General features: G+C 69.2%; 9 protein-coding genes. 4 read left to right on the forward strand and 5 right to left on the reverse strand.

Annotation, left to right across the window (positions count from 1 at the left end; all coding sequences use genetic code 11):
• Positions 1 to 39: 39 nt before the first annotated feature.
• The 5 genes from ruvB to H6844_13200 all read right to left on the reverse strand — a co-directional run bounded on the left by ruvB (position 40) and on the right by H6844_13200 (position 4,484).
• Positions 40 to 1,089, reverse strand: coding sequence for a Holliday junction branch migration DNA helicase RuvB (ruvB, locus tag H6844_13180; protein ID MCB9930350.1), 1,050 nt, complete (start codon positions 1,087 to 1,089; stop codon positions 40 to 42).
• Between the two features lie 15 nt (positions 1,090 to 1,104).
• On the reverse strand, positions 1,105 to 1,779 hold the full coding sequence (gene ruvA, locus H6844_13185) for a Holliday junction branch migration protein RuvA (protein ID MCB9930351.1): 675 nt from the start codon (positions 1,777 to 1,779) through the stop codon (positions 1,105 to 1,107).
• On the reverse strand, positions 1,776 to 2,279 hold the full coding sequence (gene ruvC / locus H6844_13190; protein MCB9930352.1) for a crossover junction endodeoxyribonuclease RuvC: 504 nt from the start codon (positions 2,277 to 2,279) through the stop codon (positions 1,776 to 1,778). The genes ruvA and ruvC overlap by 4 nt, the downstream gene beginning before the upstream one ends.
• Before the next feature lie 73 nt (positions 2,280 to 2,352).
• Positions 2,353 to 3,096, reverse strand: coding sequence for a SapC family protein (locus H6844_13195; protein MCB9930353.1), 744 nt, complete (start codon positions 3,094 to 3,096; stop codon positions 2,353 to 2,355).
• Between the two features lie 140 nt (positions 3,097 to 3,236).
• Complete coding sequence (locus H6844_13200) at positions 3,237 to 4,484, reverse strand: MFS transporter (GenBank protein ID MCB9930354.1); 1,248 nt, start codon at positions 4,482 to 4,484, stop codon at positions 3,237 to 3,239.
• A gap of 212 nt (positions 4,485 to 4,696) precedes the next feature.
• Here H6844_13200 and H6844_13205 point away from each other — a divergent pair, with 212 nt between their 5' ends.
• Genes H6844_13205 through H6844_13220 form a run of 4 tightly spaced genes read left to right on the forward strand, consistent with a single transcriptional unit; the run spans position 4,697 to position 11,561 of the window.
• On the forward strand, positions 4,697 to 5,653 hold the full coding sequence (locus H6844_13205; GenBank protein ID MCB9930355.1) for a TAXI family TRAP transporter solute-binding subunit: 957 nt from the start codon (positions 4,697 to 4,699) through the stop codon (positions 5,651 to 5,653).
• A gap of 45 nt (positions 5,654 to 5,698) precedes the next feature.
• Entirely contained in the window at positions 5,699 to 7,699 is a 2,001-nt protein-coding gene (locus tag H6844_13210) for a TRAP transporter permease (protein MCB9930356.1), read from the forward strand.
• A gap of 14 nt (positions 7,700 to 7,713) precedes the next feature.
• Positions 7,714 to 9,804 carry a hydantoinase/oxoprolinase family protein gene (locus H6844_13215; protein MCB9930357.1) on the forward strand — a complete coding sequence of 697 codons (2,091 nt, stop codon included), beginning with the start codon at positions 7,714 to 7,716 and terminating at the stop codon, positions 9,802 to 9,804.
• 26 nt (positions 9,805 to 9,830) lie between these two features.
• Positions 9,831 to 11,561 (forward strand): hydantoinase B/oxoprolinase family protein, encoded by a 1,731-nt coding sequence (locus H6844_13220; GenBank protein ID MCB9930358.1) that lies wholly within the window; start codon positions 9,831 to 9,833, stop codon positions 11,559 to 11,561.
• Positions 11,562 to 11,568 lie beyond the last annotated feature (7 nt).

Consider the following 11,568-nt stretch of genomic DNA (forward strand, 5'->3'; position numbering starts at 1 on the left):
AAAGTGGAGGACGGTTTTGGCCGTTCTCCGCCGCGCGGATCAAGCCTCCCCACCTCCGAACATGTCGGGTTGCGCTGCGCCTCTGGGAAGGGGCAGGCCCAGATGCGCCCAGGCGTGGCCGGTCAGCAGCCGGCCGCGGGGCGTGCGGGCGACGAAGCCTTCCTGCATCAGATAGGGCTCGATCACCTCTTCGATGGCGTCGCGGGCTTCGGAGAGTGCGGCGGCGATGGTCTCGACCCCGACCGGGCCGCCGCCATAGTGCTCGGCCAGCACGGTCAGGTAGCGGCGGTCGGCGCTGTCCAGGCCGCGGGCGTCGACGCCCAGGCGCTCCAGCGCCCGCTGCGCCAGCGCGTGGGTCAGATGCCCCTCGGTCTCGACCAGGGCGAAGTCGGCGACGCGGCGCAGCAGCCGGCCGGCGACACGCGGCGTGCCGCGGGCGCGGGCGGCGATCTCGGCGATGCCGTCGGCCTCGGTCCGCAGGCCCATCAGGTGCGCGGCGCGGCCGACGATCCGGGCCAGTTCCGCATGGGTGTAGAATTCCAGGCGGATGGGGATGCCGAAGCGGTCGCGCAGCGGCGTCGTCAGCAGGCCCAGCCGGGTGGTGGCGCCGATCAGGGTGAAGGGTTGCAGGTCGATGCGCACGGTGCGCGCCGCAGGCCCTTCGCCGATCACCAGGTCCAGTTCGAAATCCTCCATGGCGGGGTAGAGGATTTCCTCGACCACCGGGCTCAGGCGGTGGATTTCGTCGATGAACAGCACGTCGCGCGCTTCGAGATTGGTCAGCACCGCCGCCAGGTCGCCGGGCCGCGCGATCACCGGGCCGGAGGTCATGCGGAAATTCACACCCAGTTCGCGCGCCACGATCTGCGCCAGCGTCGTCTTGCCGAGGCCGGGCGGGCCGTAGAGCAGCAAATGGTCCATCGCCTGACCGCGCCGGCGGGCGGCCTCGACGAACACGCGCAGGTTTTGCCTGGCCTCGGCCTGGCCGGTGAAGTCGTCCAGGCTTTGCGGCCGCAGCGCACGGTCGGCGGCCGGGGCATCGTCCTCCGGCAGCGGGTCCGGGCGCAGGATCGGGTCGGGTTCGGTCATCGGCTCGTTTCGGGCCTAGAGCGCACGGGCGAGCGCCTTCAGCGCGGCCTTGATCAGACCTTCCGCGCTGGGCGACTCCGCCTCGGCGGCGGCCTCGGCGACGGCGCGGGCGGCCTCGCTCCGATCATAGCCGAGATTGATCAGGGCCGACAGCGCGTCCGCGGTGGCGGCGGCATCGGCGGCCGTGTCCGGCGCGGGCTCCTGCGCCGGCGGCGGCGCGTCCGCGGCCACCGCGACGCCGCCGCGCGGCGCGGCCAGCCAGCTCGCCTGGGCGCCGAGGGCCATGACCGCCGGCGCCTTGTCCTTCAATTCGTGGGCGATGCGCTGGGCGAGTTTCGGGCCGACGCCGGGCGCCCGGCGGATGGCGCCGCTGTCGCCGAGCGCGATGGCGCGGCTCACCCCTTCGGCGCCCAACGTGCCCAGGATCGACAGCGAGGCCTTGGCGCCCACGCCCTGCACCGTGGTCAGCAGCCGGTGCCATTCCCGCTCCGCCACAGTGCGGAAGCCCAGCAGTTGCAGCAGATCCTCCCGCACCACCAGTTCGGTGTAGAGGCTGGCGACCTGCCCCGGCGGCGGCAGGACCGCGAGCGTGCCGGGGGCGCAGTAGACGTTGTAGCCGATGCCCGCGGCCTCGATCAGCACGTGGTCCTCGGCGATGTAATCGACCACGCCGGTAATCTTGCCGATCATGAGACGGCCCTCACGGCGCGCGCCCGCCGCTGCTGCGCGGTGGCGCTCCAGGCATGGCAGATGGCGATGGCCAGCGCGTCGGTGGCGTCGGCGCTGGCGGGCTCGACGCCGGGCAGCAGCAGGCGGACCATGTGCAGCACCTGGGCCTTGTCGGCATGGCCGACGCCGACCACCGCCTTCTTGACCGCGTTCGGGGCGTATTCCGCCACCGGCAGGCCGGCGCGGGCCGGCACCAGCAGGGCGACGGCGCGGGCCTGGCCCAGCTTGAGCGTGCCGGCGGCGTCCTTGTTGACGAAGGTCTGCTCCACCGCTGCCGCATCGGGCGCGTGGGCGGCGAACACCGCCTCCAGGTCGTCGTACAGCCGGGCGAGGCGAATGGCGAGGTCGCCCTCGCCGGAGGCGCAGACGCCGTCGGCCACATGGCGCAGACGGTCGCCGTCGACCTCGATCACGCCCCAGCCGGTGCGGCGCAGGCCCGGGTCGATGCCGATCACCCGCATGGCCGCCCCTCCACGCCGGAGAATGGGCCGGCGGGGGTGGTCTGAGGACCGTTCACCACCGGCCCACCCTGCCTCAATGCAGGTTGTCGGGGCGCGGCGTCAGACGCTCGCGCAGGCGCTCGCGGCAGTTCAGCGACAGCAGATGGCCGTGGATCAGTTCCAGCACGCCCGAGGTCAGCAACTCCTGCACCGTCTCCGCCGGCAGGGCGTGCAGCTTCTCGCGGTCGACCGTCGCGAAACCGCTGACGGTGGATTGCCGCCCGTCGGTTTCGGTGAAGGTGAGTTTCCGCTCGCTCAGCAGATCCAGCGTTTTCAGCCGCTCGCCCAGGAGCTGGGTGATCTTGCGGGCGCGCATCATCGCGTTCGCGAACTCGACGATCTTGTTCAGATAGGGCGTCGTCGCGCCGTTCGCGTCGAACAGCGCTTCGCCGGTGCCGTCCTGGCGCAGCAGCGGCGAGGCCTCGTCGATGCAGAGCAGCGAGGGGCTGGTGTCGGTGCCTTCGGCAAAGCCGAACGGGTACTGGCGCAGCAGCGCCGGCACATAGCGCCCGGTCCACTGCCCCTCCGGCGAGACGAACAGATTCTCGCCGTCGCGCAAGCCCACCAGGGCCAGCGGCCCGACGGCCTGGTCCCCGCCCCGGGCGAAGACGATGGGATATTCCAGCGCCACGGCGCCGAATTCCGAGGCCATGATCGGCACCGCGACCAGGTTGGCGGCGAAGCGGTAGTTGGCCTGCTGCACCGCAATCGTCCAGTCGCGGTGCCGTTCGGCCGTCAGAGCCCGCGGTTGCTGATAGATCGATGTCTGTTGCGCCATCAGGTACTCTCCGAAAAATGATCGGGCCGAAAAACAATCGGGCCGGAAGCCTTCGGGGCCATTCCCCCAAGATGCATCGTCTCGCGGATTCATCCGGCCTTGGCAAGGGCCACCGTAGCGGAATCCCGGTAGCGGGGCCTTCAGCCGGTCGGCGACGGCTGATAATGCCGGCCCGTGCGCACGATCAGGCTGGCAATGATCGCCAGATTCGCCAGATTGAACGCCGCGCCGATCAGGAAGGCTAGGTTGTAGGAGCCGGTCCGGTCGAACACCGCACCGCCCAGGAACGAGCCGAGCGCCATGCCGCCGCCGGCGAACAGGACGACCACGCCGGTGCGCCGGCCCACTTCCGGCGCCGGCAGGTATTCGCGGATGATCACCGGATAGCAGGGCAGGATGCCGCCATAGCCGAGACCGAACAGGGCCGCCACCAGGAAAATCGACGGCAGTTCGTGCGCGAAGGTGAAGGCGACCAGGAACACCGCCTGCGCGGACGAAAATATGAAGATCGCCTTCAGCCCGCCGAAGCGCGTGCCGAGATAGCCGACGCCGAAAAAGCTGCCGAGCGCCGCGCAACTCAGCATCACCGACAGCGCCGCAGCACCGTTCGCGGGGTCGTAGCCCAGGTCGCTGACATGGGAGACGATGTGGGCGAGCGGCAGCGACATCGCCACGCAACAGCCAATCGAGGCGATCGAGAGCGTCAGTTGCATGCGCAACGGCGACATCCCGGCCAGCGAGCGTTGCGGCGACCGGGCGGGCCGCGGCGCACCGTCGGGGGCGTTGCCCGCCTCGTCGCTTTCCGGCGGGCGCATGCGCAGGATCAAGAGCAGCGGCAGCATGGTCGCCAGCACGAACAGGCCGTACCAGACCGCGGTCTCGCGCCAACCGATCCAGTCGAAGAACACCTGGAACACCGGCGGCCAGACCGCGCCGGATATCGCCTGGCCGGAGCCGACAATGCCGACGGCAGCGCTTTTCTTGTGCTCGAACCAGCGGGTGATGTTGGCGGTCAGCGGCGAGAACAGGGCGGCCCGGCCCAGAAATCCCAACATCAGGCCGTAGATGACATAGAGGTGCCAGGGCTCCGTCACCATGCTGGTGAGGATGGCGCCGCAGCCGATCATCACCGCGCCGAACAGGCCGGGCAGGCCCATGCCGAAACGGTCGAGCAGATAGCCCATGAAAATGCCGCCGAAGCCGCCGCCCAGATACTGCATCGCATAGGCGGTGGAGGGCACCACCCGGGGCCAGTCGAACTCGGCGCTGATCAGTTTCAGGGCGACGACCAGAAAATAAATGCTGCCGGTGCCGATGATCATGAACAGCAGCGAGGCTAGGAGCACCGCGTTGCGCTTCAGCGCGGCGCGGCCGGTCGTTTCCAACATGGCGTTTCCGTTCGGACCAGGAGTTGTGCGTTGCGTTACCGGTTACGGTAAGGGGCAAACGCGCGCGCGCAAAGCGTTTGCGGACGGGCTTCGCGCCATTCGTCGCCGGCGGCTCTTGTGCGGGCCGTTGGCACATGATTTGCTTGGATGATCGGCGGGAGGCGATGGGTTGCCTCACTCTCGGCGTTGACGCTGACCCAGAAGGAATCATCATGCGGAAATTCAGGGCATTTGCGGGCAAGACGCTATCCGCTGCCGCAATTTTGGCCGCCGCGCTGTCCGCGTCGCCGGCCAGTGCCAAGCCGGATCAACTCACGGTGTACGGCGGCCCGCTCAACACCAGCTGGTACATCATGGCCGGCTGGCTCGCGACCGAACTCCAGAAGGACGGCGTCAAGGCCAACAGCGAGCTGGGCGGCGCGCTCAGCAATCTGATCCAGATCGGCCGCATGCCGGAAAACATGGGCTTCACCTTCGCCGCAGCCGCACAAATGGCCTATGACGGCGTCAAGCCGTTTCCGGGGCGGGTCGACAAGTTCTGCGCCATCCAGCTGCTGCAACGCAGCTTCTTCACCGCCATGGTCACCGTCGCCAGCGGCATCGAGTCCGCCGCCGGCCTGGTGGGCAAGACCTATAGCGGCCAGGCCGTCGGCAATCTGAGCCAGGTGGCCTTGTCCGACTTCTTCAAGGCCAGCGGCGTGAACGAGAAGGACATCGACATCGCCGTCGGCGGCCAGCAATTCGGCGCGGACGGCGTGAAGGACCGGCGGTTCGTGGGCTTTGCCGCCATGACCGGCATTCCCTCGCCGCCGGTGATGGACGCCGCCACCTCGGTCCCCGTGAAATTCCTGCCGGTGGACGATGCGCTGTTCGAAAAGGTAAAGGCCCTGAACGGCGGCTATGTCCGGGCCGAGATCCCGGCCGGCTCCTATCCGGGCCAGGACGAGGCCGTGCCCACCTTCGGCACCTTCACCATCATGCTGATGAACCCGGAAACCAGCGAGGACGACCAGTATTTCGTTACCAAGGTGGTGCACGACAACTGGGCCGGCCTGAAAGCCGCCCATGCCTCGACCAAATGGCTGACGCTGGAGAATGCGGCCAAGGTGCCGGGCGTCCCGCTCTGCCCCGGCGCCCGGAAATACTGGACGGAGCAAGGCGCGCTCTAGCGCACGGAGACGAGAGACACGAAGACGAGGGACAGAGCAGCCGCCATGGCCACGCACACGCCGGGCGCGGATCGGCGCCCGCCCTATTTCGACCTGCCGTCCTGGCAGGACGAGATCCTGCCCTTCTTCCGGCAGTTCAACCTGAAGCGTCTCGCCTCGCTGGTGGCGGTCGCGATGTCCCTCTACCAACTCTACACCGGCTATACGGGCGAGCCCGTTCCGGAATTCCACCGTCCCACCCACCTGATGTTCGCGCTGGCCGTGCTGTTCCTGGACCGGGACCGCAACGCGGTGACCCGGCTCGGGCGGCTCTGGCAGTATGTCTGGGACTGGACCATGATCGCGCTGCTGGTGGCTTCGTGCGGCTATCTGATCACCAGCGTTCCGTACATCCAGACGCGGATGCAGTTCATCACGCCGCTGACCGACCTGGAACTGGTGCTGAGCGTCGCCCTGTTCGGCGTCGTGCTCGAAGCGGCCAGGCGCACGACCGGCTGGATTCTGGTGGTCATCGTCCTGGCCTTTCTGGCGTTTGCGCTCTGGGGCAATCACCTGCCCTCGCCCTTCTGGCACCGCGGCAAGAGCCTGGCAGAGGTCATGGACCTGATGTACCTGACCAATCTCGGCATGCTCGGCTCGCCGCTGGGGGTGACGGCCAGCTATATTTTCCACTTCGTGTTCTTCGGCGCGCTGCTGATCGCCTCCGGCGCCGGACGGTTTTTCACCGACGCCGCCGACTCGCTCACCGGCCGCTATATCGGCGGCGCCGCCAAGACGGCCGTGGTCTCCAGCGCCTTCATGGCCTCGGTCTCCGGCACGGCGGCGGGCAATGTCGCCACCACCGGCTCGTTCACGATCCCGGCGATGAAAAAGGCCGGCTACAAGCCGGAATTCGCCGGCGCCGTCGAGGCGGTCGCCTCGTCCGGCGGCCTGATGACGCCGCCGGTGCTGGGCGCAACCGCCTTCGTCATGGCCGAGATGACCGGCGTTGCGTACTACCAGATCGCCGTCGCCGCCATCCTGCCCGCCATTCTCTATTATATCGGCACCTTCATCACCGTGGACCTGGAGGCGCGCAAGCTGGGCCTGCCGGCGATGCAGGAGGCCGATATTCCCCGCCTCCGGGATGTGCTGCGCCGCCAGGGCTATCTGCTGATCCCGCTGGTCACCCTGCTCTGGTTCATCATCAAGGGCTACACGCTGGTGCACGCGGCCATCTGGTCGATCGGCACGCTGTTCCTGTTGCTGTTCCTCTTCGACCCGGCGAACCGCCGCCGCTGCGTGCGCGTGGCGTGGGAGGCGCTGACCGGCGCGCCGCGCATGATCGGCCAGATCACGGTCGCGGTCACCATTGGCGGCATCCTGGTCGGCATCATCGTGCAGACCGGGATCGGCGTGCGGCTGTCGGCGATCATCCTGGAGCTGGCGGGCGGCAACCTGTTCAACATCCTGCTGCTGACCATGGCGTTTTCGATCCTGCTCGGCATGGGGATGCCGGCGACCGGTGCCTACATCATCCTGGCCTTGCTGCTGGCGCCGGGCATGGTGGAACTGGGCGTGCCGATGCTGGCGGCGCACATGTTCATCTTCTATGGCGGCTGCAAGTCGAACATCACGCCACCCGTCGCCATCGCCGCGTTCGCCGCCGCGGCGATTGCCGGCACGGGGCCGATGCGAACGGCGTTCCGGTCCTTCGTCATCGGCCTGCCGATCTACATCCTGCCCTTCATGTTCATCTACTCGCCCAGCCTGTTGGGCATTGACGGCTATACGCTCGGCAGCGCGTGGCGCTTCATCACCGCCGCGCTGGGCATTGCCGCCATCTCGGCCGCGTGCGTCGGCTGGCTGTTCCGGCCGCTGACCTGGCCGGAGCGCCTGTTCGCCTTCGCCGTCGCCGCCGTGTTCATCTTCCCCGGCGCGGTGTTCGACATTTTGGGATTTGTCGGCCTGGCGATGCTGTTAGGCTGGGCCTATTCCACGCGCCAATGGCAGTCCGTCGGCGGCCTGGTCGCCCGCGCGCGCGTTTCCCTCCGGTATGAGCCGTAACCCGAAAGCCCGCAATGCCCGGTAATGCCCGTTTGGCCGTCGACATCGGCGGCACGTTCACCGACCTCGTTCTCGAAAAAGGCGATGGCGGCTTCCACAGCGCCAAGGTGCTGACCACGCCGCACGCGCCGGAGCAGGCGGTGCTGGAGGGCACGCGCCGCATCCTGGCCGAAACCGGCACGCCGCCCGGCGCCATCGGCCTGGTGATCCACGGCACCACGCTCGCCACCAACGCCCTGATCGAGCGCAAGGGGGCGAAAACCGCCCTGATCGCCACCGAGGGCTTCCGCGACTCGGTCGAAATCGCCTACGAGCACCGGTTCGAGCAATACGACCTCTATATGGAGCGGCCGGCGCCGCTGGTGCCGCGCCACTGGCGCCTGACCGTGCCCGAGCGGCTGGCCGCCGATGGCTCCGTGCTGCTGCCGCTGGACGAGGCCGCGGTCGAGGCGCTGGTGCCGACGCTCCGGGACGAGGGCATCGAGGCGGTCGCCATCGGCTTCCTGCATTCCTATGTCGACAACCGGCACGAGGTGCGCGCGGGCGAGATCATTGCCGCCGCCCTGCCGGACGTGGCGATCACGCTGTCCTCGGATGTCTGCCCGGAAATCCGGGAATACGAGCGCCTGTCGACCGCCTGCGCCAACGCCTATGTCCAGCCGCTGATGGCCGGCTATATCCGCAAGCTGGAGGCGGGATTGCAGGCCTTGGGCCTGGATTGCCCACTGCTGCTGATGATGTCGTCCGGCGGCGTCACCACGGTGGAAACCGCCGTTCGCCACCCGATCCGCCTGGTGGAAAGCGGCCCCGCGGGCGGCGTCATCCTGGCGCTGGACGTGGCGGCGGAGAACGGGGTCGGCGACGCGCTCAGCTTCGACATGGGCGGCACCACCGCCAAGCTCACCCTGATCGACGCCCTGCAACCGCAATACGGCCGCACCTTCGAGGTGGCGCGCGCCTATCGCTTCCTGAAGGGCTCGGGCCTGCCGCTCCGCATTCCCGTCATCGACATGGTGGAGATCGGCGCCGGCGGCGGCTCCATCGCCCGGGTGGATGAGCTGCAGCGCATCCTGGTCGGGCCGGACAGCGCCGGCTCCGACCCCGGCCCCGCCTGCTATGCCCAGGGTGGCACGGAGCCCACCGTGACCGACGGCGACCTGGTGCTGGGCCGCATCGACCCGGCCAATTTCGCCGGCGGCAAGATCGCGCTGGACGCCGCCGCCGCCGAGACCGCCGTTGCCAACCGCATCGCCGCCCCGCTCGGCATGGAGCGGGCGACCGCGGCGGCCGGCATCGCCGAGATCGTCGATGAGACCATGGCCAGTGCGGCCCGCGTGCACGCGGTCGAGAACGGCAAGGACACCGCCGGGCGCACGCTCATCGCCTTTGGCGGTGCGGCCCCGCTGCACGCCGCGCGCCTGGCGGAGAAGCTGGGCATCGACCGGGTGATCGTGCCGAAAGGGGCCGGCGTCGGCTCCGCCTATGGCTTCCTGCGCGCGCCCATCGCCTATGAAGTGGTGCGCACCCGCCTGGTGCGCCTGCAAACCTTCGAACCCGGCGTGCTGAACGATCTGTTCGGCACCATGCGGGCCGAGGCGGAGGCCGTCGTGCGCCTGGGCGCGCCGGACGCCGATCTGGTCGAGGTCCGCACCGCCTTCATGCGCTATCGCGGCCAGGGCCACGAGATCACCGTCACCCTGCCGAACCGCCGCTATGGCGCCGCGGACGCCGCGGCTTTCAAGTCTCTGTTCGAACAGGCTTATACCGCCCTGTTCGGGCGCACCATTCCCGGCCTGGAGGTGGAGGCGCTGAGCTGGACGCTCTCGCTCGCCACCCACCGCGACCTGCCGACCCGGTCGGCCGACCCCGCCGCGGCCGAGCCTCCGGCACCTTCGGGGCAGCGGCGCCTGTTCGACACGGTCGCAGGCGCCTTCGCCGACGCCGCCGTCTATGCCCGCACCGCGCTGCCGGTCGGCACGGTGCTGCCGGGGCCCGCCGTCATCGTCGAGGACGAGACCAGCACCGTCGTGCCGGCTGCCTTCGCCGCCCGCATCAACGCGCTCGGCCAGATCGTGCTGGAGCGCCACTCCGGAGATCCGTCATGACCAACGCACCGGCCGCCGGCCGCGGCATGGACGCCATCCGCAACCAGGTGATGTGGAACCGACTGCAATCGGTGGTGGAGGAGCAGGCCCAGACCCTGGTCCGCACCGCCTTTTCCACCTCGACGCGCGAGGCGGGCGACGTCTCCGCCGGCGTGTTCGACCTGGACGGCCGCATGCTGGCCCAGGCGGTGACCGGCACGCCGGGTCACATCAACTCCATGGCGCGCTCGGTGGTGCATTTCATCGACGAAATTCCCGTGGCGACCATGAAGCCCGGCGACGTGTTCGCCACCAACGACCCCTGGAAGGGCACCGGCCACCTGCACGACCTGGTGGTCACGACGCCGATCTTCCGCGACGGCCGCATGGTGGCGCTGTTTTCCTGCACCAGCCATCTGGTCGATATCGGCGGCGTCGGCCTGTCGCCGGACGGGCGGCAGGTATTCCACGAGGGCCTGCAAATCCCGATCATGCCGCTGGTGAGCCAGGGCCGGGTCAACGAGTGGCTGCTGCGTCTGGTGCGCAGCAATGTGCGCGAGCCGGTGCAGGTGGAAGGCGACATCTACGCCCTGATTGCCTGCAACGAGATCGGCGGCGAGCGGCTGCTGGCCATGATGGACGAATACGGCCTCGACGACCTGGACGCCCTCGGCGAGCACATTATCGGGGAAAGCCGCCGCGCCATGGCGGACGCCATCAACAAGCTGCCGAAAGGCGCCTGGAAGGCGTCCATGACCATCGACGGCTATGAGGAGCCGATCGACCTCACCGCGACGCTCACCATCGGCGACGGCGAGATCGTGGTGGATTTCGACGGCTCGTCCGGCGTCAGCGACCGCGGCATCAACTGCCCGATGTGCTATACCGAGGCCTATACCAGCTTCGGCGTCAAATGCGTGGTGGCGCCGGCGGTGCCGAACAACACCGGCACGCTGGATGCGATCAAGGTGGTCGCACCGGACAACACCATCGTCAACGCGCCCCGGCCCTGCGCCGTGGTCGGCCGCTCGACCATCGGCCACATGCTGCCGGACGTGGTGTTCGGCTGCCTGCACCAGGCGCTCCCGGACACGGTGCCGGCGGAGGGCACCTCCAATCTCTGGAACCTGCCCATGGGCGCCGGCCACGGCCTCACCGGCCGGGCGGGCGACCAGTCGACGGCGTTCACCACCATGAGCTTCCATTCCGGCGGCGCGGGTGCCAGGCCGCGGCAGGACGGGCTCTCGGCGACGCCCTTCCCCTCCGGCGTGCGCAATGTGCCGGTGGAGATTACCGAGGCGATCACGCCGCTGGTGATCTGGCGCAAGGACTATCGCGCCGATTCGGGCGGCCCCGGCCAGCAGCGCGGCGGCCTCGGCCAGGTGATGGAGATTTCCAGCCGCGAGAACGCGCCCTTCGGCCTGTTCGCCCGCTACGAGCGCGTGCACTACCCGCCGCGCGGCCGCGACGGCGGCGGCAACGGCGCCAACGGCCGGCTGACGCTGAAGGAGAGCGGCGCTGTGCTGCGCAACAAGGGCTTCCAGGTGGTGCCCAAGGGCGACCGGCTGCTGGTGGAGATGCCGGGCGGCGGCGGCTATGGCGATCCGTTCCAGCGCGAGCCGGAGCGGGTGGCCGCCGACGTGAAGGCCGGCCTCGTCAGCCGCGAGGCCGCGGAACGGGACTATGGCGTCGCGCTCACCGCACGCGGGCAGGTCGATGGGGAGGCGACCCGGCGCCTGCGCGGGTCGGGGCCGCCCGACCGCGGGGCGGCGACATAGGCTCGCG

Source organism: Alphaproteobacteria bacterium (genome assembly GCA_020638555.1).
GTDB lineage: Bacteria > Pseudomonadota > Alphaproteobacteria > Bin95 > Bin95 > JACKII01.

What these genes read in the sequence shown, in the direction of transcription:
- ruvB (MCB9930350.1), bottom strand. Translation starts at nt 1,089, where the DNA reads ATGACCGAACCCGACCCGATCCTGCGCCCGGACCCGCTGCCGGAGGAC.
- ruvA (MCB9930351.1), bottom strand. Translation starts at nt 1,779, where the DNA reads ATGATCGGCAAGATTACCGGCGTGGTCGATTACATCGCCGAGGACCAC.
- ruvC (MCB9930352.1), bottom strand. Translation starts at nt 2,279, where the DNA reads ATGCGGGTGATCGGCATCGACCCGGGCCTGCGCCGCACCGGCTGGGGC.
- H6844_13195 (MCB9930353.1), bottom strand. Translation starts at nt 3,096, where the DNA reads ATGGCGCAACAGACATCGATCTATCAGCAACCGCGGGCTCTGACGGCC.
- H6844_13200 (MCB9930354.1), bottom strand. Translation starts at nt 4,484, where the DNA reads ATGTTGGAAACGACCGGCCGCGCCGCGCTGAAGCGCAACGCGGTGCTC.
- H6844_13205 (MCB9930355.1), top strand. Translation starts at nt 4,697, where the DNA reads ATGCGGAAATTCAGGGCATTTGCGGGCAAGACGCTATCCGCTGCCGCA.
- H6844_13210 (MCB9930356.1), top strand. Translation starts at nt 5,699, where the DNA reads ATGGCCACGCACACGCCGGGCGCGGATCGGCGCCCGCCCTATTTCGAC.
- H6844_13215 (MCB9930357.1), top strand. Translation starts at nt 7,714, where the DNA reads ATGCCCGGTAATGCCCGTTTGGCCGTCGACATCGGCGGCACGTTCACC.
- H6844_13220 (MCB9930358.1), top strand. Translation starts at nt 9,831, where the DNA reads ATGGACGCCATCCGCAACCAGGTGATGTGGAACCGACTGCAATCGGTG.